This is a genomic window from Peribacillus sp. FSL K6-1552 (genome assembly GCF_038005205.1).
GTDB classification, from domain to species: Bacteria; Bacillota; Bacilli; order Bacillales; family DSM-1321; genus Peribacillus; species Peribacillus butanolivorans.
This window is the reverse complement of record NZ_JBBOST010000001.1, coordinates 360,439-382,701: the sequence shown is the minus strand read 5'-3', so window position 1 is coordinate 382,701 and position 22,263 is coordinate 360,439. Positions and strand designations below refer to the sequence as shown.

Annotated in this window: 13 protein-coding genes and 1 pseudogene; 1 reads left to right on the top strand and 13 read right to left on the bottom strand. The window is 38.1% G+C overall.

Annotation, left to right across the window (positions count from 1 at the left end; genetic code table 11):
* Window positions 1–6: 6 nt before the first annotated feature.
* From essC to NST21_RS01845, 5 genes are all read right to left on the bottom strand, one after another.
* Complete coding sequence (gene essC / locus NST21_RS01865; protein ID WP_340887431.1) at window positions 7–4,458, bottom strand: type VII secretion protein EssC; 4,452 nt, start codon at window positions 4,456–4,458, stop codon at window positions 7–9.
* A gap of 33 nt (window positions 4,459–4,491) precedes the next feature.
* On the bottom strand, window positions 4,492–5,835 hold the full coding sequence (essB, locus tag NST21_RS01860; protein WP_340887430.1) for a type VII secretion protein EssB: 1,344 nt from the start codon (window positions 5,833–5,835) through the stop codon (window positions 4,492–4,494).
* A gap of 71 nt (window positions 5,836–5,906) precedes the next feature.
* Entirely contained in the window at window positions 5,907–6,146 is a 240-nt protein-coding gene (locus tag NST21_RS01855) for an EsaB/YukD family protein (protein ID WP_053348965.1), read from the bottom strand.
* Between the two features lie 95 nt (window positions 6,147–6,241).
* Window positions 6,242–6,532, bottom strand: a complete 291-nt coding sequence (locus NST21_RS01850) for a WXG100 family type VII secretion target (RefSeq protein ID WP_328114708.1) — start codon at window positions 6,530–6,532, stop codon at window positions 6,242–6,244.
* Window positions 6,533–7,227: 695 nt separating this feature from the next.
* A complete protein-coding gene (locus NST21_RS01845) occupies window positions 7,228–8,142 on the bottom strand; it encodes a nucleoside hydrolase (protein ID WP_340887428.1) in 915 nt (304 codons plus the stop codon).
* Between the two features lie 596 nt (window positions 8,143–8,738).
* On the opposite strand from NST21_RS01845, the gene NST21_RS01840 reads away from it, so the two are divergent.
* Complete coding sequence (locus NST21_RS01840; RefSeq protein WP_056523237.1) at window positions 8,739–8,921, top strand: hypothetical protein; 183 nt, start codon at window positions 8,739–8,741, stop codon at window positions 8,919–8,921.
* A 193-nt stretch (window positions 8,922–9,114) separates the two neighbouring features.
* Here NST21_RS01840 and NST21_RS01835 read toward each other — a convergent pair whose 3' ends face one another.
* From NST21_RS01835 to NST21_RS01800, 8 genes and pseudogenes are all read right to left on the bottom strand, one after another.
* Complete coding sequence (locus NST21_RS01835; protein WP_340887427.1) at window positions 9,115–10,842, bottom strand: glycine betaine ABC transporter substrate-binding protein; 1,728 nt, start codon at window positions 10,840–10,842, stop codon at window positions 9,115–9,117.
* Between the two features lie 4 nt (window positions 10,843–10,846).
* Window positions 10,847–12,052, bottom strand: a complete 1,206-nt coding sequence (locus NST21_RS01830) for a quaternary amine ABC transporter ATP-binding protein (RefSeq protein WP_201188395.1) — start codon at window positions 12,050–12,052, stop codon at window positions 10,847–10,849.
* A 1,604-nt stretch (window positions 12,053–13,656) separates the two neighbouring features.
* Entirely contained in the window at window positions 13,657–14,955 is a 1,299-nt protein-coding gene (gene hutI / locus NST21_RS01820; protein WP_201188432.1) for an imidazolonepropionase, read from the bottom strand.
* A gap of 13 nt (window positions 14,956–14,968) precedes the next feature.
* Entirely contained in the window at window positions 14,969–16,627 is a 1,659-nt protein-coding gene (gene hutU / locus NST21_RS01815; RefSeq protein WP_340887426.1) for a urocanate hydratase, read from the bottom strand.
* A 220-nt stretch (window positions 16,628–16,847) separates the two neighbouring features.
* Window positions 16,848–18,359 (bottom strand): histidine ammonia-lyase, encoded by a 1,512-nt coding sequence (gene hutH / locus NST21_RS01810; RefSeq protein ID WP_340887425.1) that lies wholly within the window; start codon window positions 18,357–18,359, stop codon window positions 16,848–16,850.
* 317 nt (window positions 18,360–18,676) lie between these two features.
* Window positions 18,677–19,141 carry a hut operon transcriptional regulator HutP gene (gene hutP, locus NST21_RS01805; protein ID WP_053348919.1) on the bottom strand — a complete coding sequence of 155 codons (465 nt, stop codon included), beginning with the start codon at window positions 19,139–19,141 and terminating at the stop codon, window positions 18,677–18,679.
* Between the two features lie 501 nt (window positions 19,142–19,642).
* Window positions 19,643–19,808: pseudogene (locus NST21_RS28635) on the bottom strand (IS6 family transposase); the annotation flags it as partial.
* Between the two features lie 388 nt (window positions 19,809–20,196).
* Window positions 20,197–22,215, bottom strand: coding sequence for a sigma 54-interacting transcriptional regulator (locus NST21_RS01800; RefSeq protein ID WP_340887424.1), 2,019 nt, complete (start codon window positions 22,213–22,215; stop codon window positions 20,197–20,199).
* Between the last annotated feature and the right edge of the window lie 48 nt (window positions 22,216–22,263).

Genomic DNA, 22,263 nt, shown 5'->3' with positions numbered 1-22,263 from the left:
CCTTCTTTATTCACTTAGTGGAATTTGAACTTTACTTTCCCTTCCATTCAGCACAAAGTAACCGTAACCAGGCTGAATTTCATCTTCTTTTCTAGAATAGGAGAGCGTATACAAGCTTTGCTCTGATTTTTTCAGAAGCAAGACAGCCTGTCTGATTTGTTTCAATTCGGTCGTCAACGAATCATACCCCTTGGTGAAGTCGTTGGCGTTGCCAGCCACAATCATACAAAAGCCGAGATGGCTGTACTGTTTCATCAAACCACTCAACCGGTCCTGGATTCTGCTGTCAATCGTTTGTTGAATCCTTGAAATGCTATCTATGACAAAAATAATAGATGGGAATTCAAGCTGTTTCATCGGTTTCCGCTCCAAAGCTTCTAGATATTGGCATTCACGATCCTCAAAGATTTCATTGATATGATCGAGCCAATCAGTTATTTGATCTTTTGTCTCCACATAACGTACCTTCTCCTTGACAGCATATGGAGATAGACCACGATCAACTCCGTCAAATAAACCAATTTCCCCAACAGACTGAGTCAGCAAGGATTCTAAGAGTACTTTAAGGACATTTGTTTTCCCTTTACGCGACTGTCCGATGACTAGCAGGAATGGATTCGAATGCAAATCCACACAAACAGGCGTAACGCTTTCCTCTGAAAGCCCAATTGGAATGGAATCCTTCTGTATTACTTGTGGGTAGTATGCCTTGAAGCTGGCCAAATCTAGACGTGTTGGCAGCATTGGAATAGCCGGTGGCTTTTCTAGTTCCTTGTATTTATCCCTATGCTTAGCCACGACATGTTTCATTTCTTCCAAAACGGCTATATCATCATCGCCGTCGGCTGGTAAATAGACCTGCATCAAATATATTTTGTCTTTTTTTACTAACGCCCGCCCCGGTACTGGCTCATTTTCATAAGGTGTTCTACCCAAGACTGAATATTGTTCAGAACTGTCCATTAAATAATGGACGATCTTCGTTTTTAAACTGTTCATTAATGGTTGGCGAATGGCATTGATTCTCGTCGCAGTCAAAATCATGAAAATCCCAAGTGATTGTCCATCACGCGCAAACTGAATGAATTGCGCTTCCTGATCATGCATTTCATCCTTCACTAAGTCAAAATTGTCAACTATGATATAAATAATCGGCAATTTTTCCTCTGTTAACGTGTTATAAAGGTTTATATTACTAAGCTCTCTTTCTGAAAAAAGCTGTTTCCTTCTTTCCATTTCCGCCTTCATAAATAACATGAATTTTTCAGTTTTCCTCATCTCATCAAACCGGAAGTAATCTCCTGTATGAGGCAACTGTCGCAGCGGGAGTAAAGCACTGTTTCCAAAATCAAAAATGTAATAATGAAGTTCTTCAGGGGTGAACTGATCTGCAAAACTAAAGAGAAGCGTCAAAATAGTGGTTGACTTTCCGTATCCGGAAGAGCCAAAAATCCCGATATTTCCATCCTCAATCCAGTTATAGATGTAATTTGTCTGACTCTGCAATTCAGGCTCATCTTTCATCCCTAGATGGAACTGATTTTTCGTCAGGCTTCTTTCGTCATTTCTCGATAGGCGCTCCATTAGCGGCGGAAGCCACGGACTTGCCAACTTCTCAATCTTCATTTCTTCCTGCGTCTTCACAATTTCATCCGCAACGGCTTCAATTTCACTAATCTTTTCTTTCCTCTTATTAGTAATGTGTTCTGCTACATTTGAGATTTGAACAAGGCCAAGATCTGTGACGAGAGCCACTTCATCCTCAGATCCAACGGTATCCTCTAAATAAGGGGCTCCGCTCCAAGCTGACTGAAACAGTTCGTACACCTCATTATTTCCTACCTGCAAATATCCCCGACCGGTGACGGTAATATTTGCTGCATCGCTATTTTTTAAAATTTCCTTACTATCATTGGCATCCTGCACCTTTAAGGAAATTTTAAAACGGGCATTACTCCAAATCTGGTTATCAATGACACCACCCGGCTTTTGGGTGGCCAAAATTAAGTGAACACCTAAGCTCCGTCCAATTCGTGCCGTACTAACTAATTCACGGATGAAATCAGGTTCTTCGTTTTTTAGTTCGGCAAACTCATCTGATATTAAAAATAAATGTGGCAGCGGCTCATCTGCTTTCCCTTCTTTATATAAATCCGTGTAATCGTTGATATGATTGACCTCGTACCGATCAAACAGGCGCTGGCGTTTCTTCAACTCGCTATTGATAGAGGCAAGCGCCCGGGCACTGAAGTTTTTGCTTCCTTCAATATTTGTAATAACCCCAAGTAAATGAGGAATCTGCTTAAAGGGCTGTGCCATCCCCCCACCTTTATAGTCAATAAGCAAGAACGCAACTTCATGGGGATGATAGTGAACGGCCAACGAAAGGATATAGGTCTGCAGTAATTCACTTTTCCCTGAACCCGTTGTCCCAGCTACCAAACCATGAGGCCCGTGCGCCTTTTCATGTAAGTTCAATTCGACCCTATCAGTTTTCCCTTTTAATCCAATAGGCACCGCCAAAGACTTGGAGGATTGATTGGTCAGCCAGTTTTGACTGATAGGCAACTCTCCCACCTCACGCGCTTTCAGCAATTCTAGGAATGATACCATTTCTGGAATCGAATTGTTCATGCCTTTTTGATGATCAAGCGACCTAAGCAAGCGGGCATAACGTTCATTTCCTTCTTTTGTATGCTTATCGAGGGTAAAAGGAGTATGAACAGCCTTCGTTTGCTGAATGAGAATCTCACCGTCACGATCATTTATATACTTCACAAGCGTATGGACATTCTCTGTCAAACTCTCTTTTGCATCCGCAGCAAAAATCGTTGAAATACCTAAATGGTCTGTTTTACCTTCTAAATATTCTAGAATGACATGCTCAGCAATTAAAGTTCGATCCGTGACAATAAAAACAAAATGAGGAGTAAACCTTACTTTCCCTTTGTTCTCGTCCAAATCTCTTTCCCTAAGAAGCTGATAAATCGAAGACAAAAGCTGGTCACGTGATTGCTCATTATAAATAAAGCCTTTGGCATATGCATGTGGCAGTTGAAAATGAGGGAGCCATTTCATCCATTCCCATTCTCGGTAATCCTGTTCCGGGAAAATCGCCACAAATCGAACATCATGATAGCTGTGAAAGAAAGCCAGTTGGCCAATCAGCTGTTGCAGCTCCCGTTTGACAATGGATTCCTTTCCGACTAGGCCCATAGAGCCGCTTGATAAATCGATGGTTAACGGAAGGGCATCCAGGTTTTTGTAAATATCCACAAGTTCCTGAGACTGCTCAAGTAAATCATCTATATCCCGATTTGACATATCGTTGCTATTTACCGCCACCTCATAACTTGATGGTATCGTCGCCGTCCCAATCTTAAAGTGGAGAGAGTCTTCACTTTCTAATGTCCGCTCCCAAATTCGGCCGCTAATGTTATCGGTTAGACGCTTCATTTTTTCAAAAGAAGGGTAATGATAGAGCAGCACTTTCTTTTGCTGTGCAGAAAGCTCTTGTAGCTCTTCTCTCTTTTGCTCCAGATAGCGTGTATACACACGTTGACGTTTTTCAACTCTTAACTTTTGCTTCTTTTTGTCTTTAAAATATTGCACCGTCGAGGTAACTAAAGTTGTTGTGAACATCACAATCGATATGATGATGAAAATTCCCCGTGGCTGAATGAGTGTGATGACTCCCATGACAATCAGCATCATTAACGGAGGCATAAGAATTAGCCATAACCCTCGATTATTATCTTCCGATTCTTGGCTTGGAAATGATATCGTCACTTTCTCATCCGGCAATTCATAGATCATCCTTGGTGTCCGTCGATACTGTGGATAGCTTTTCTTCATTTCGGAGATTGGTTGCAATATTTTAGATAAGGATGTTTCATAACTATCCGCACTATTAATCATCAATAAGTCGCCTTCAAGTAACCTCAGCACCATATTTGGCCAGCAAATCAAATCGCCATTTTGAATAGCAACCGTTTTATTTACTTTTTCGCCATTCAGAAAAAGACGTCCATCATTTGGTATGAGCAGCCACTGCCCTTGGCGAAGGACAATGGAAAAGGCATTTTCAGAATCCAATTCTTCTTTACGGATAGTCGCTCCCGCTTTGGCTGATAAAGAAATTTCTTTCGAATTGCCAATATAATAGAGGCTTTCTTCCAATTCCCCTGCCACGTAGAATATCTCAACTGCTTCTAAACCCTCATGGAAAGTAAAGGACTGGAACGGCTTTACATCCCCAATCTTTTTGTCTCCTCTATAAACCTCATATTCATCAAGCTCTTCATGTTTCCTCAGCTCAATATGGCCTTGGTCGAAAGGAATAGAGTAAACGGTAATCGTGTCCTGATGTGATGGTCCAATTGTGATTGGACCAGTATGAATATCCTTGATTGTATAGGGTTGGTATGTATCCTTAAAATAAATCCATAATAAACTCATAAAATCTCACCCCCGCAAAAGGCCTGTAAACGCTCACTCTTTGCTTTTCTCTTTTTCTTTTTCTTCAGATGATTTTTCCGATGATTCCTTACTTTCTTCTTTTCCTTCTGATGCAGGCTCTTTTTTCTCTTCCTCTGTTACAGTCGGTTTAGCTTCTGGTTCCACTACATTTTGCTGGTCCTGATTTTTCTGTTCCTCGACCTCCTTCATTTGCTTATCCAATTCCTTTTTTTCTTTATCATATTGTGTCAGCTCATTATCGACTTCTTTAATTCGCGACTCTCTTTCTTCTCCAGAAAGTTTATCGTCTAACTTAATTTCTTCTTTCTGGTTAACCAAACCGTACATAATCAATTCGCGATCCTCCATGATTCTCGCCAAATCGATCGCATCCTCGGTCATGCCCCTGCCTATATAAATCCAATATAAGAGATACTGACTATCAGTCTGCAAAGTGATTGCATTTTCCACATTTTTCCTTGCAACTCCCTTCAACGGTTCATAAGTGACGTAGGACTTCGCCAGTTCATATTGAACGACATACGGCATACTTTTCGGATTGTAATTTTCCAAGCGGTCAATGACTTCACTGTATTTTTGTTTTAAAAAACTTTCCCCGCTTTCCACATATGCTTCCTGCCTTGGGTGGGAAAAGAATAATGTGTAAATCGTAAAGAACAGCAGTGGCACTATAGCAACCATGGCTCCCCAAAGTGTATAACGTTCTATTTTCCACTTTTTTTCAGGGATATGAACAAATGTTTTTTCTTCGCTCTCTAAAGCATCTATCTGACTTTGAATAAGTAAAGCAAGTTCATCCCAAGTCTCTGCTGTTACTATACTCTGTGATTCCTTCGATAGTTTAAGGGTTTTATAGTAAAGCAAATACTGTTCAAATGTATACTGCCCATCCACAAGTGTTGCAATCGTTGCCTTTGTTTCTTGAAATAACTGATCTTGAATTTCCTCATAAGGAGGCAGACTGTCTTTTACTCCATAATGGAGAAAATAAGGGGCCAAACTTGGGTCAAACACTATATTTTCTGGACAGACTACTAGTTGCAAACGCGTTAATTCATGATTTCTAATTTTCTTTACAATCTGATAGGACGATAACCATCGTCCTATCAGATTTTTATTATTGGCCTTAGAAAAAGCAAAAAAAGAGGCTGGTGGAATTACCCTTACCTGCACCTCGTCCTCTGTTACGTCAATATGTTTCTGGAGAGCAACATCCACCTCATGAATCAGCTGTAATTCCAATGGGTTCTGCATCAATAGTTTAGCTCGCTGGAAAACAAACACATACCCATTATCATCCTTCTTCATTACAGCTTCTGTTCGTTTCTCCAAATATGATGATTTATTCTCATCCATTCTATGTACTCCTTTACCCCTGCTAAAGGGCTTTAGACTTTTTTCCTATATCCAGTCCACACTTAACCACACTATAGGATTTCTAGCCGGTCTCCTGTCGTAATTCCGCTATCAAGTAATGTGTCATACCCGGAACAAACGAACTCTTTATTCTGGACTCGTACCCAATACCCTTCCTTTGGTGTACAAGCTATATTTTTTACCTGCCAGACAATCTCCACAACTTTCTTAATTGAACGGTAATTCGACACTTGCAAGTCAAATACTTCACCCGTATACCTTTTTAAATCAATTGTTAATTGAATATAAATGGAAACCACCTCTTTTAAAGCAAAAAAACACCACGATCTTCTTTTAGAGTCGCGGCGCTTTTTCCTAAAAACTTCTTATCTCTTTTACTTTCTAATTATCCGCGAATTTGACTAGCAATCTGATTATCTGTGTCTTCAAGGATTTGAGCTGATCTATCCAATTGTTGAGAAACTTCATTTAGCAAACGAGCCATATCCATGAATGAAGGTTTTAATTCTTCGTACTGCCCTACAAAAGCCTCACTTGAAGACCCTTCCCAAATACCAGTTAAATGGTCCCTCATTCTGTCTAAACGACCAATGATATCTGTTACCTGTTGGCTCTCATTATCATATTGCCTAGCTACATCTTTCAGTTCTGAAGGTGTTACGCGAATTTGTGACATAGTAAAACTCCTCCTTTAATCTAATTTAGTTACATTCTAATGCAACCATACAATTTCTGCCATATAAATAAGTATAAACTCGAAAAATGGTAAATTATGATTAGATAAAAAATCCTGAATATACCATTATAAAAAGTCTAAATACCTGTTTTTTTAGCAAACCCGTTTTGGATATTTTACATTTTAATAAGTATAAAAACTTTATGCCCACGAATATGTGACTGTTATGGAAAATATATTTCCTTTCCCCATAAAATAGTGACTTTAGACTTTCACTAATCCTTCCAATTATATTAATCAAACGATTGATTAATTTTAAAAAAACAAAAAAGCCAATATCGTTTAAGTGTTTTCCCTAAAGAGATTGTAGTATTAAGTTGGACTCCACCTGCACTCTTAAAAATACTGTGCGTTACCTGTAATCAATTCTAGATCATAAAAATGTTTATTTTGAAACTGCTCATGAAAACATTTCAGGAAGAAAATCGAAAAAGGACATACAAACCAAAGGATGTCCTTTTTCTGCAAATATTATGCTGGTTATTACCTAAAGAAGCCGTTTTAAACTTTAAAACCATGAACTTTAGTATGTATCAAATCAAACGGAGCATATCTCTTAACTAGTTATCCCCATGCAGTGTAATCGATATTCTTTAAAGTTCAAAGCTAGAGCCTCACATCATGAGTCCATGTCCTTATATAACTCGTTCCAAGAAATGTTTCACAAATCGATCTGCATCTACTTTTGTACAGACGCGAATCCTTGCCACACCTTCATGTTGACCGATTGTTCTACCTGTCTCTTCTCCTTCAGTCACAACCTTGACGTTCATCCATTCTGTAGTCACAAAACTTGGATCAATCACAACCCCAACTGCGAGTGGATCATGAAGAGCACAACCTCCAATACCTGGATTGAAAGTTTCATAAGACTTCATATAAAATTCGGTCATTTCTGCAAAGAATTGGGCAGTCCCTTTTCCAGTCGAACGCCATTCATCAAGCTTTGATCTTAGTAAAAACGTTTGATGTGTTACATCAAGTCCCACAACGGTGACTGGCATCCCTGAGGAAAACAAATAATCAGCTGATTCAGGATCAGATACGATATTGGCTTCAGCGTACGGCGTTACATTGCCTGGTACTTTTACTGCACCACCCATTATCACTACCTCTTTAACAAGTGAAATAATTTCAGGTGCTTTTTTAATGGCCAAAGCGATGTTAGTTAATGGTCCAACTGCAATAATCGTTATTTCATGAGGGCGACTTTTCACCTGATTGATTATAAAATCGGTTGCATTTCCCGGTGATGCTTGAATAGTTGGTTCATTCTTAAGTGTATTTCCTAAACCGTCTTCTCCATGAACATGCTTTGGATACTTTTTCTTCATTCCACGAACCAATGTTTGATTGGCTCCTTTATAAACAGGAATATTCTTTTCTACCTTTTCCAAAACTGCCAGCGTATTACGAGTCGATTCAGCTACGGACACGTTACCAAAGCAAGTTGTAAAGCCTAGCACGTCCAATTCAGGAGAGTTTAATGCGTATGCCATCGCTAAGGCATCATCAACCCCAGTATCAACATCAAATATTATTGGTTTCATATATTTTCCCACTTTCTTTTTAAACGGATTACGATGATAGTACCGTTGACCAAATTTCTTATACAAACACTGGATCTTTAATAAACTGACTAACGATACAGTTACTTTGGAAGCACCCAAGTGGTTGGCTACATCTACATCCGTTACATCCCATTTTTTCTTATGTATTAGAGAAACCGGTTTTCCAACTAAATTTTAGCATTCAATTAAAGGTTATTCCACGGAAAGTTTAAGAATATTTATAATAGACAATTAAAAAGAAAAATAGATAATCCCCACAATTTAGCAGTAAATACATGAAAGAAATGATCCAAAATGGTACAACCTTGTTGGGTGATCCAGTTGGTGAACCTCACCTTGCCGGTTTTCATCTGATCCTTAAAATATTCAAAGATATTTACTTAAATGTATTCTTGACTAGTAAATACTTATATTGGATTATTAATTCAAAGATATTTATTTAAATTCAATATCCGTGGTTTCATTTTTAAAATAGGCTAAATAGTTGAAGGCTATAAATAGATAATATAAGGTTACCAGTATAAAGAAAGTTGTTAGATTCTAATTAGTAAATGGATATTCAAGGTGGAAAAAAGATGAAGATGTTAAAGTTAATTGAAGATTATCCTTCTACGTACAAAAAGGGAACAAAGTTCTTTATTATTTCCGATTCAGAGTTCATAGGAGTGAAAAGCTATGTATTACTTTCCGAAGATTTGCGAGGCAAAATCGTGGTATCTGAAGAGGAATTGAAAAATAAATTTGTTTCTATTAATTAGGATTCGTTTATACTTTTTCTCTTTATACACTTCCCTTTAGCCAGCAATCATTAGTGCATGTAATTATTAAGAGTTAAACTCTCTTAATTCAACATTTTAGGCTCATATAAGTTAATTTTAAAACTTCCTTCCTAAAACATTTTCATCACAAAAAAACGAGGAATTTTCATGTCCGAAAATCCCTCGTTTTTTCTTATTTCAAATCTTCAATTGAATCAATATCGACATAATCTGGTACGACCAGACCATTTTTTGTTCCTTTTAGATTTGGTCCAAGGTCAACCATGTCATCTTTATACTTATTATAGTATTCAAGATGTGTACCTGGGAGCCATGCAGCTACCATTGCATCCGCACTTCCGTTTGCAACGCCAGCAAACATTGGTCCCACTTCAACTTGACTTAATGTTACATCATAACCATTCTTCTCTAGAACCTTGCCAATCACATTTGTACTGGCAATTTCCGTGTCCCATGCAACATAGACAAGTTTGATTTTTTCACTATTTCCTGATTCAGCACCTTTGGTCCATTCGGATACTTTGTCCTGATTTTCTTTTATCCATTTTTCTGCTGCTTCTGAAGGAGACATACCTTCAGTAACTTTGACCATTACATCTTCCATATCTTTAGTATCCCAGAAGAATTGATCAAGAATTTTATAAGCGCCGGGGGCATCTTGCTCAAGGCCTTTTCTGGCAATCGAATTAATATTTTCAGCCCCGCCAAAGGATTCATTCGGATCTTCGAGATATTTCAAGTCATATTTCGAGAACATCCAATGCGGTGACCATCCTGTAACGACGATTGGTTCTTTTTTATCAATCGCTTTTTTCAATTCAGCAACCATTGCCGCCGAAGACCCTTCAACCAACTTCCAATCATCCAGCTTATAATCATCTATAGCCGTTTTAGTCAACTTCATCAATCCTGCTCCAGGTTCAATTCCGATGATTTCATAATCAGTTTTGGCAGCAAAACTATTTTTATCCCCTTTTACAGCCGTATCTTTTGTAAAAGTACTGAATAGTGCAGTACCCACAACTAGTAAGGCCAGTATTGTAAAAATGATTTTCCTGCTAACGATATGTTCGTAAGCTGGTTTACGAAGGTTTTGCGTGATACGATCGAGTATGATTGCAATGATTACGATGGATAATCCTGCTTCAAATCCTTGTCCCACATTAATTTGGCTGACAGCCCGGTAAACATCCGCTCCAAGTCCAGGTGCTCCAACTAATGAAGCTGTAACAACCATGGATAGAGCTAACATGATACTTTGGTTAACGCCTGCCATAATCGTTGGGGTTGCCAATGGTATTTGTACCTTGAATAACTTTTGGCTGCTGGTTGAACCAAAAGCATCCGATGCTTCAATCAAATCATTAGGCACTTCCTGAATACCAAGATTGGTCATACGGATTGTCGGTGCGATTGCGAAAATGAATGACGCAATGATCCCTGGCACTACTCCTATTCCAAAGAATAATATCGAAGGAATCAAATAAACGAATGCAGGCATCGTTTGCATGAAATCCAATATCGGGGTAACGATCTTGCGCACTGTTTTATTTTGGGCACACCATATTCCGATCGGTATCCCTATCAGTATGGTTAGGAAACCTGACAATATTACGATAGCCAGTGTTTGGATACTTGATTCCCAATAACCAAGATTATCGATTAATAGTAAGCTGATGAATGTAAATATTCCTAATGGCCATTTGCTTGTATAGGTAACCAAAAGGGTTAAAATAATAATTAACACGATGGAAGGTCCTACACTCATTACATCAACCAGGATATTTAATAGACCCTCAATCACATTCGTAATAAGTGAAAATAATCCAGCAAATACAACAGTTATCCATTCCACTAAAGAATCGACCCAAGCTCCAAGTGGGATTTTCGGAATATTCATTGAATTATTCACTCTCCATTTCATTTAAAGAATCTTTATTACCTGCTAAGGCACCAATTACGGCCCCGCGAAGAAGAATTCCTTTAATTCTATTCTCATCATCAATGACTGATATTGGCAGACTTGAAGTTGCCATCACATCCATAAGGTTTCCAAGCAATTCATCCTCTTTAACAGTTGGGATATCAGTTGTCATTACTTCAGAAATCGATTGGTTATTGCTCATTGCCTGACGAGCCTGTTCAGCAGTCACGGCCCCCAATAACTTCTTCTTTCTATCCACAACAAAAATGCTGGAATACCCTTGTTTACGCATGATTTCCAGTGCAACCCTCGGACCTCTGTCTACTGCGATCTTCTCCGGCCGTATCATCACGTGAGAGGCTGTAAGTACCTTTGATAGATCAACATCTTCAACGAACTTCTCGACAAATTCATTGGCTGGATTCATCATGATTTGTTCAGGCGTTCCTAATTGAATCACACTTCCATCTTTCATTAGAGCAATTCTATCCCCAATTCTTAATGCTTCATCAAGATCATGGGTAATGAAAATGATCGTTTTTTTGTACTGATCTTGGATTTCCAGCAATTCATCCTGCATATCTTTACGTATTAATGGATCAAGAGCACTGAAGGCTTCATCCATCAATAGAATATCAGTATCGCTTGCGAGTGCCCGAGCTAACCCAACCCTTTGTTGCATTCCGCCACTAAGCTGTGATGGAAGCTGATTTTCGTAGCCTTTTAATCCAACGGCTTCAAGAGCCTTCATCGCTTTTTCTTGACGTTTTGTTGGATCTACTTTTTGAATTTCGAGCCCAAACTCAGCGTTTTCCAATATCGTTTTATGCGGAAATAAAGCAAAGTTCTGAAAGACCATGCTTATTTTCTTTTGCCTGACTTCTCTTAATCGGGCCGCGTTCATCTTCACGATATCTTCATTCCCAATTAAGATTTCTCCAATTGTTGGATCAATCAAACGATTAAACATGCGGATTAAAGTTGACTTCCCACTTCCGGACAGCCCCATAATGACAAAAATTTCACCAGGGTAAATTTCAAAATTGACATTATTAACACCGACTGTTTGTCCAGTTTCTTTCAATATTTCTTTCTTTGTTTTACCCTGCATCAATAAATCTGTCGCTGCTTTTGGAGATTTGCCAAATATTTTCGAGACATTTCTGACTTCTACATACGGCTTCATCGAGTCACCTCATTCTAATATTTGCCCATATGATATTCAGTTTTGCTGAATTCCCCCGTTTTATGCGAGTAATCAATATAAAAACAAAAGTACCTTGAAATAAATGAAAATAGCTATAAACGATACGTCCTATATTTTTCTCTGTCCCGTATCAGTTTTTTTAAATAAAAGCGGACTTGACGCAGTTTAATGATCGCCAGCTTGTACTAGACACAAAGTGCGAAAAAATAATTTATAATTCCCATAAGTATATTGCTTGAAACAAATATGTGTGATTAATTGAGCATTTCAAGTAGGGAAAAGAGGTGTAATCCCATCTGGGGAAACTAGCAGGCACAGCATATACCAACTGAAATATAAATGATTTTCACTTAGAGTTTTCTTTGGTCCAATCAATGGACTAAACATCTAACCCCTGAAGTACTTCATAACCTAAACAAAGGAGGAAGTGACGCTTTCACTTAACACAAAGCGCATAGGAAAAAAATTTTATATTCCCATAAGTAATTCAATATGTGTCTAATTAATTGAGCATTTCAAGTAGGGAAAAGAGGTACAATTATAACTGAGGAAACTAGCAGACACAGCATATACCAACTGAAATATAAATGGTTTTTCACTTAGAGTTTTCTTTAGTCTTTGCACTTGACTAAACATATAACCCCTGAAGTACTTAATTACCTTAACAAAGAATGGATAGAAATTCAAATGACGTGGGGCGGAAAACTAGAGTATTCATGTTAGAATGGTGCCCCATATAAAAGGGCCACCTACCCTCTGTAAACCCTTATCTATCAACGGTTCAAGCCGTTACCGAAACGTCAAAAGTAATTTCCAGCAAACTTTTTTAAAAAAATGAAATTGTCCCACAAGCGATGGGGACGCTTTGCGGTCACTGTTAAATAAATCTAGTGGGTATTGAGAGGGTCTTTAGGGGTGCACAATGGACCTCATCCGCCTATGTGTCGCCAAGAACAACTACTTGCCTACACTCCTTCGTCTAGTCATAAAGAAGGGGGGCTAAGGTAGACTCAAGGTCGAAAAGAAAAAACGATTCAAATAACAATGAAGTGAAGCAGTTATTTCTGTGCGTGTAATATGGAAGATGAAGCAAGAGTTTTGAAGCTAAAGAGCGCACAGGCAAAAAAAAAACGAACTTACACTTTTAGAAGTTCGTTTTTACTTTTTATGAAGAAACAGATACTTCTATATTAATAGCATTGAATAAATTTGTAACACGTGCACCTTTTAGCTCATTCCCTTTTCTCTTGGCTGCTTCTTCAATACAAATAGTGACTTCTTTAGCAGTAGCTGTTTCACGCCCTTGTGATCCGCCTAGTACAATAAGTTATTTAAACGAATAAAACCCTAAATCTAAAACAGATAAATAAGTTAGAACCGTATCCTATTCAATATGATACGGTTCTAACTTTAAAGTTTGTCTAATGGCAAGCGCAGTCTTACTTGCTCCTACGGCAATTATCATAGATCGGGAAAGAGTTAAAATTGTAAAGTCTACAGCTTGAAGGTCGATTTCATCTCTCACTTCAAATGTTTCAAACTAGCTCACTAACTATTGCCTTTGCCAATGAAAAGAAGGGCAATTATGTTGTGGATACGGGCACGTTTTGCAGAATTCCACCTTCTACGATCACTTTTCCACTTTTAAGAACAGTATCAACTAGATTTACTGCATAGTTATACTGTAACGTTTGGTAATTTGGTGCATCAAATAAAACAAGATCTGCCTTTTTTCCTACTTCGATACTTCCGATTTGATCAGCTCTTCCAATTGCATGAGCTGCATTAATCGTACAGGCCGTTAAAACTTCTGCTGGTGTCATTTTCATCGTCAAACATGCTAAGTTCATGACAAATGGTAATGACTCAGTAGGAGATGATCCTGGATTGCGATCTGTCGAAAGAGCAACAGGTACACCGGATTCAATCATTTTTCTTGCATCTGCAGGCTTTTCCATAAGAAAGAAAGCAGTTCCTGGTAATAAGACAGCAATCACTCCACTTTCAGCCATTTGCTTAATTCCTTCAGTAGAAGCTTGTAATAAGTGATCTGCTGAAACAGCTCCCACCTTTGCTGCAAGTTCAGCCCCACCAAATTGGACAATTTCATCAGCGTGTATTTTAGGCTTTAATCCGAAGTTCTTTCCTGCCTCAAGAATTCGCTCAGACTGCTCTATCGTAAAGACTCCTTCTTCACAAAAAACATCACAAAACTCAGCTAGGTTTTCTTCGGCAACCTTTGGAATCATTTCTTCGATCACAAGACGCACAAACTCATCTGGGTTTTCCTTATAGTCAACCGGAATAGCATGAGCTCCCATAAAAGTAGAAACAAGGTCAATTGGATGCTGCTCGTTCAGCCTTTTCGTTGCTCGAAGCTGTTTCAATTCATCTTCAAGTGTCAATCCATACCCACTTTTAGATTCAACAGTCGTAACACCATATTGTAAAAAACGATTCAACCGTTTCAACGATTCTTCAATTAATTGTTCTTCGGATGCTTCTCTTGTACTTGTTGTGGTCTGAAGGATACCTCCACCGGCTTTTAAAATATCAATATACTTCGCTCCGTTTAACCGCATTTCTAGTTCTTTTTCACGGCTTCCAGCAAATACAAGATGTGTATGGGGATCGATCAACCCCGGGGTTAGGACTTTCCCCGAGGCGTCAATCGTTGATACTTTTCCATCTATAGTTGAAATATATTGTTCAGCTTCGACATCTGACCCAACAAACGTAATCGTTCCACCTTCTATAATAACGCTTCCGTTTTCAATGATACCGATGTCTGACATGGCTTGGCCACGCTTTGGTTCCTTACTACCACCCTTAACCGTCACCACTTGCGATGCACGTTTAATATACGTAATTGATTTCACGATGCTTTCACTCCTCTTAATCTAATGATGGAATGTTCATACCCTTTTCTTTTGCAGTTTGAATCGCTAAATCATAGCCTGCGTCAACATGACGAACAACACCCATACCAGGGTCTGTTGTTAAGACACGTTCCAGACGTTGTGCAGCATCTTCCGTTCCATCTGCTACAACTACCATACCAGCGTGAAGAGAATAACCCATACCCACACCACCACCGTGGTGAACAGATACCCAACTTGCTCCTGCTGCTGTATTCACTAATGCATTTAAAATAGGCCAGTCTGATACAGCATCACTTCCGTCTTTCATTGCTTCTGTTTCACGATTTGGTGAAGCAACAGAACCGGCATCTAAATGGTCTCTTCCAATGACGATAGGTGCTGAAAGCTCTCCAGATGCAACCATGTCATTAATAATTTTCCCGAATCTTGCTCGTTCTCCATAACCTAACCAACAAATACGTGCTGGTAATCCTTGAAACTCAATTTTTTCTCTCGCCATTTTGATCCAGTTACAAAGATGCGTATTATATGAGAATTCGCGTAGAATCACTTCATCTGTTTTGTAAATATCTTCTGGATCTCCTGATAAGGCAACCCATCGGAAAGGTCCTTTTCCTTCACAAAATTGAGGACGGATATAGGCTGGCACAAATCCTGGAAAATCGAACGCATCCTTCACTCCTTCATCAAGCGCTACTTGACGAATATTATTGCCGTAATCGAAAGCGATTGAACCTCTTTTTTGCATATCTAAAATGGCTTGCACGTGTTGAGCCATACTTGCTTTTGATTTTTTTACATACTCTTCTGAATTGTTGTTACGTAAAAATTCCCCTTGCTCTAAAGTAAACCCTACTGGTAAATAACCGTTTAGTGGATCATGTGCAGATGTTTGATCTGTCACAATGTCTGGGATAAAGTTGCGTTTAAGCATTTCTGGAAGAACTTCGGCTGCATTCCCTACTAAACCAATCGAAAGAGGTCTACCCGCATCCTTTGCTTCTTTAGCTAACGCAATCGCTTCATCTAAGTTTTCTAACACGACGTCACAATAACGAGTTTCAATCCGTTTTTCGATGCGTGATCGATCGACATCAATGCCAATCACTACGCCGCCTGCCATCGTAACTGCTAGAGTCTGAGCTCCTCCCATGCCTCCCAACCCAGCTGTTACGGTAATAGTACCTGCTAGATCGCCATTAAAATGTTGATTCGCACATTCAGCAAACGTTTCATACGTACCTTGTACAATTCCTTGACTTCCAATGTAGATCCAGCTTCCTGCCGTCATTTGGCCGTACATCATTAATCCTTTTTTATCAAGTTCATGGAATTTATCCCAATTAGCAAACGCTGGCACAATATTTGAATTAGCTAACAGGACACGTGGTGCATCTTTATGGGTTTTGAAAACAGCAACAGGTTTTCCTGATTGCACTAATAAAGTTTCATTTTCTTCTAAGTCTTTTAAAGATGACACGATACGATCAAATGCTTCCCAGTTACGTGCAGCCTTTCCGATTCCTCCGTATACAACTAGCTTTTCTGGATGTTCTGCTACTTCTGGATCTAAATTGTTCATTAACATACGAAGAACAGCTTCTTGCACCCACCCTTTAGTGTTTAGTTCTTTTCCACGAGGTGCTCTAATTACTCTTTGTTCAGTTTTCATTTATATTTCCTCCCCTATTAACATGAAATTATCTGAAACTAGATTTTTTGAATTTATAGAAACTAATAATTTCTTAGAAAAAATCTACTTTTTTTTAACTCTACTGAGACACAATTCATAAAAAGCGTCATTAACTGTTCTTAATTTTATAATTTTATGTTTAGGTGTCATAATTACCCTTTGAGAAACCTTATATTAAAATAATATCCATGTAATTTTATTAATGCATCAATTGATAATTAACTTCCCGTACGTCCTCTTTTAGTAACTTAGCTAATCTTTCAATATCAAGTGAGAAGATACGATCTTGTGTAATAGTTGGAACAGCTTCTCTTATTTTTGAATAAACTCTTTTTGTCTCAGGTGCTAACTTATTTGAACCTCTAAAATCTGCAGCTTGAGCAGCACAAATGGCCTCTATAGCAAGGACTTTGCGACTATTCTGAATAATTTGGTAAGCATGACGTGCAGCCGTTGTCCCCATGCTCACATGGTCCTCTTGGTTAGCTGAGGATGGAATAGAATCTACACTAGAAGGATGAGCTAATGTTTTATTCTCTGAAACTAATGATGCAGCAGCATATTGGGTAATCATTAAACCTGATTGAAGACCAGGATCTGGACTTAAAAATGCTGGTAAATCATTTAGTTGAGGGTTTACCAATCGTTCAATTCGTCTTTCAGAAATACTTGCTATTTCTGACATTGCTATACCAAGAAAGTCCATTGCGAAAGCAATCGGTTGGCCATGGAAGTTTCCTCCAGAGATAACCTTTCCACTATCTGAGAATATTAATGGGTTATCCGTTGCCGAGTTTATTTCAATGGATAGTTTCTCTTTTACATAATTTAAAACTTGTTGAACAGCACCATGTACTTGTGGTATGCATCGTAATGAATAAGCGTCTTGTACTCGAATTTGTCCCTGAGTGGTCGTTAATTGACTACCTTCAAGATAAGAAAGAATTCTTCCAGCTACTTTTTGCTGTTCTGGATAAGGTCTTACTGAATGAGATTCTGGAGTGAAAGCGTCAACAATTCCTTGAAGGCCTTCTAATGTTAATGCAGCTATACCATCTGCAAGATCAGCAAGCTCTTGAGCTTCCATATATGCAACTACACCCACAGCTGTCATAGCTTGAGTTCCATTTATTAAAGCTAGGCCTTCTTTTGCTTGTAATTTTATCGGTTCAAGACCTGCTTGCTTTAGTGCTTCTCCCCCTGACATTTTTTCACCATTGTAAATAGCTTCGCCTTCTCCAACTAATAGTAATGCTAGATGTGATAAAGGAGCCAAATCACCACTTGCTCCTAATGATCCTTGACTTGGAATAACAGGAGCAATATTGTGATTTAAACAATCAATTAGTAACTGCAGAGTTTCCAGACGAATGCCTGAAAATCCTTTTGCTAATGCATTCGCTCTGAGAAGCAGCATAACTTTGCTTACCTCCAAAGAAAATGGCTCCCCAAGGGCACAAGCATGACTCCGAATTAAATTGATTTGTAAGTCAGCTAAATCATCCTTTGAAATTACCGTATCACTAAATTTCCCAAATCCTGTGTTAACACCATAGATTACTTTGTTGTTGATAATACTTTCCTCAACTATATCTCTGCTTTTCTTTATATTTTCTAGAGCATCACTACTAATTTTAACGGAATAACCCTCATGAATAACTTGATGAATTTGATCATACGTTAATGAATTCCCGTCTATTTGAATAAACATTATCATCACTCCTTTATATAATAAAATCACCTTACTTTTTGAAAATAAAAAGGGGGCTATATCAAAAGAGAAATGTATTCCTCTTTTGATATAGCCCCCTATAATCTATTAACTATGGGCTTTAACTATAAGTTTAAACATTGAAATCAATCCTAAATAACTATGAAACCTAAATGACTATATACTTTAAGGTGTACGACTTAAAGTATAACTAGTATGGCACCTAATAAGAGTATCGCCTTATCTGAATGTTTTGTCAATTACTTTTCTAAAAATATTAAAAATTATTTGAAACTTAAATAATTTGGGTCGTTTTTTTATATATGATTAAATCCAAATCCTAATGCATCATGTTCGAATCCTTTTTTTGGAGCACCTATAGTTCCATATACAAATACACTAATCCATTCTCCATTGTATCCAGAAAAGTCAATATTTCCTCTAACAATTGAAAAAGTTAAACCAACAGTACGCAAAATATCGCCTAATTGTAGGGTTCCTCTGCTTACGCCTTGCATAGCCTCTAATATTGCATGATAAAGAGCATGAACCTCTCTATACGAATTAGAATTTATAACATTGTTTGTTTTAGCACTCGTCTCAATCGCGGAAACTACTTTAGATAAATCCATGGCACCAACTTTTCCAACTGTATACTGACACCCTCTAGATATAAGTTCTTGTTCAATTTCTTTTACCATTTCAGTATTATGCATGAGAACCAATAAAGAAGTTAATTTCCCCATAGAAAAATTATTGATCTGGCTAACTTGATTATTCATAGATGTCCCTCCCCTTTATTTTCCCTACGACTCAATAAGTATATACTTTAGGATACATAAGTTGTCAATCTGTATATGACAATACTCATGTGAGCGCATACATAACGATGTTGACAACTATTTATTCAATAGCTATACTTTAGGCGATTTAAATTTCAGACAACACAACCTTAGTGACTGATTTGCATTTATAAATACCTAAATTGGAATTAGAAGAGTTACACAGCACCTTATGTTCAGAATTGTTTCCCAAAAGAGTAGAACAAATACGGGCTGAAAAAAAGTATAATCCATCTGAAGATTTTTGAATTATTATTTTGAAATTTTCAATTACTAGATATTTGAGTTACTTTAGAATACTTAAGTAAGTAAAACAAGAATCCAATTTAGTTATTAGTGTATTTAGTGTATAGAATGGAACTTGGCATGAAGAAATCATCGTATTTCTTTTTTGCGAAGTTTTTTTGCTTTTGTGATATCTATTTTAATTGGGAAAGGAAATCAAGAACGGACAGACTTCTCTCCTTGAAAAGTTTGTCCTTTTTTCATAATATGCATGGCTTCCGCTCCTGCAAGAATTAGTTTAGCAGCTGGACTTCAATCCTAACATGAATCGTTTTTGAATGAAGCGATGATCATGTTCTAGAGTATTGTTTAGATATCGAATTTATCTCACTTGTATGTCTGTCGGCATGCTTTTTGTTTTTTGTAATTTTTTGATGGTAAGTCTAATAGAGTTGATGATAAGTATATATCATTTATAGATAGAGCCTTTTTGATACTATCCCCTAAGGTAGACAGTGTAAAAAAAACATGAACAACTGTGGATTTTACACTACTACCTGGAGGGATTTTATTATGGCTAAAAAAGGGCAATAATTCGAAAAATATTCAAAGGAAAAAGAAAATGCAAGCTGTTCAACGGGGAAGGTAGATATTCAGGTCCCTCAATAAAAACAAGGCATTTTATATCCTCTTTTTGTTATTTCAAAATACTTTTTATGGTTTTTACTGACTGATAGCAAACGAATGATTTCTTAGGAATACACTGCAGGCTATGACTTAAGAAAATATAAATACTCTATTCCGGCAGCAGTTATCTTTGTGCCGGCCCGTCCTCTGCCTTTGACCACAAATCCTTCGCCTTCTAAAATATCCAAGCGGCGACGGACCTGCTGAGGAGACAAGACAAAGTCCGATTCTTTGCTTTGACTTGATATTAGCTCTCTGCTCGCTGCTTTTCCTTTTTCATTGCATTGCTTGATTACTTCCAAGATGAAAGCACGCTCCTGCATTTCCAGCATACTTTCACATGCGGAATATTCGGACATCACACTGTCTCCCGCTTGTCCGTGCATGAACGGAAGGTCACTTTTCGTCACGACATTCCCCTCACAAACCGTCAGCATGTAATCAATTGTACTTTTCAGTTCCCGTATGTTGCCGGGCCATTCATATTGCTTGAAATACTCCAGTACGTCTTGCTCTACCTTTACCCACTTCCCGCTCTTTGTGATGAGATGCTTAATCAAAAGCGGAATATCCGCTCTTCTCTCATTGAGTGGCGGAATGCGGAGATTAAGGACATTCAGTCGGTAAAACAAGTCTGTTCTGAATGAACCGTCACGCATCTTTCCTTGAAGATCTTTATTTGTTGCTGTAATCACTCGAACATTAATGGGTATGATTCTTCTGCCGCCAATCCTACGAATTTCCCCCTCCTGCAGAACTCGAAGCAGATGTGATTGAACTGTGAGACTTATGTCGCCTATTTCATCCAAAAAGATAGTCCCGTTATCCGCCAATTCAAACAAACCTTTCTTGCCTCCCCTTTGCGCTCCTGTAAATGTTCCCTCTTCGTAGCCGAACAATTCACTTTCAAGTAAAGTTTCTGTTAATGCGCTACAGTTCACAGCCAGAAATGGCCCGTTTTTTCGCAATGAATGTTCATGAATAGCATGAGCAAACAGTTCTTTTCCTGTTCCTGTCTCACCCTGAATCAAAATCGGATGCTCTGATAAGGCAAGCTTCTTAGCAATCTGCTTACGATCTTTCATTACATCATCCTCACCGATAATATCATCAAAGCAGTATTTCGTATAAAATCCTTTGTTTCGCATTTCCCTTTGTGCCGTCTTTTCAATTTCAACGGCTTGATGCACACTCTTGAAGGTTGCGACAATTGTATTTTCTTTCACCATTTGCAATCGAAAAATAACGACATCCACGCCATCTATGTCGAAGAACTTGCTTTCATCCTTACCGTTCATGATGAAATCGGTAATATCCCGGCGATTCATTACTTCATCCATATACTTATTAACTACATCTTGTGCATCAACATGAAACAATGCAGCAAGCCGATTATTGAATACCGTAATCCGCCCTTCCTCGTTAACTACCAATATTCCATCATCGACAGTTCCCAACACATTTTGGATGTGTTCGCTCATCTGCTTAGCATCTCGCTCTGCATATAGCAGCTTACGTTGTAATTCAATGATATTCCTAATATACCTTTCAGAAATCCTTGATGATATATCCTTGTTCAAACCGCAGCATTCTACAACTTCCAGAATTGTTGTCATATCAAAAAGACGCACGCCTATATCAATTACTTCTTTAATGTATGATGGACAAAGGTTTGTTTCTCCTGGTGTAACTGCAATTTGGACATCTTCATAAAACAAGCTCCCCTTCCGAAAAGGGATAAATTGAACATGATCGACACCAAGCTGATATAGGGATTCAATAAGACTTATTGTTGCTTCATCAACATCATTCACCACCAGAACGTTTGAACCTTCAGGTATTCTTAATAGTTTGTCAATATATTCATGATGAACTGTTCTCTTTCCCACAATTATTTTCTCTGCATATATGCCGTTTGTTTTATCGTAAGCAGCATCTGATGAATACAAGATTATTGTATCCTCCAGAGACTCCGGTATTCCCTCATCCTCAGAATAGCCTTTAATATGAACATAGTCTCCCAGCAATTGTTCCAGCTGTTCTTGCAAGGCCTGCTTTGTTTTTACGCCACCCGCTATAAGTGTAAGTGATGATTTTGACATAAAAACACCTACTTCTCTTTTAATTGGTTCTATTATATCACCAAAAAG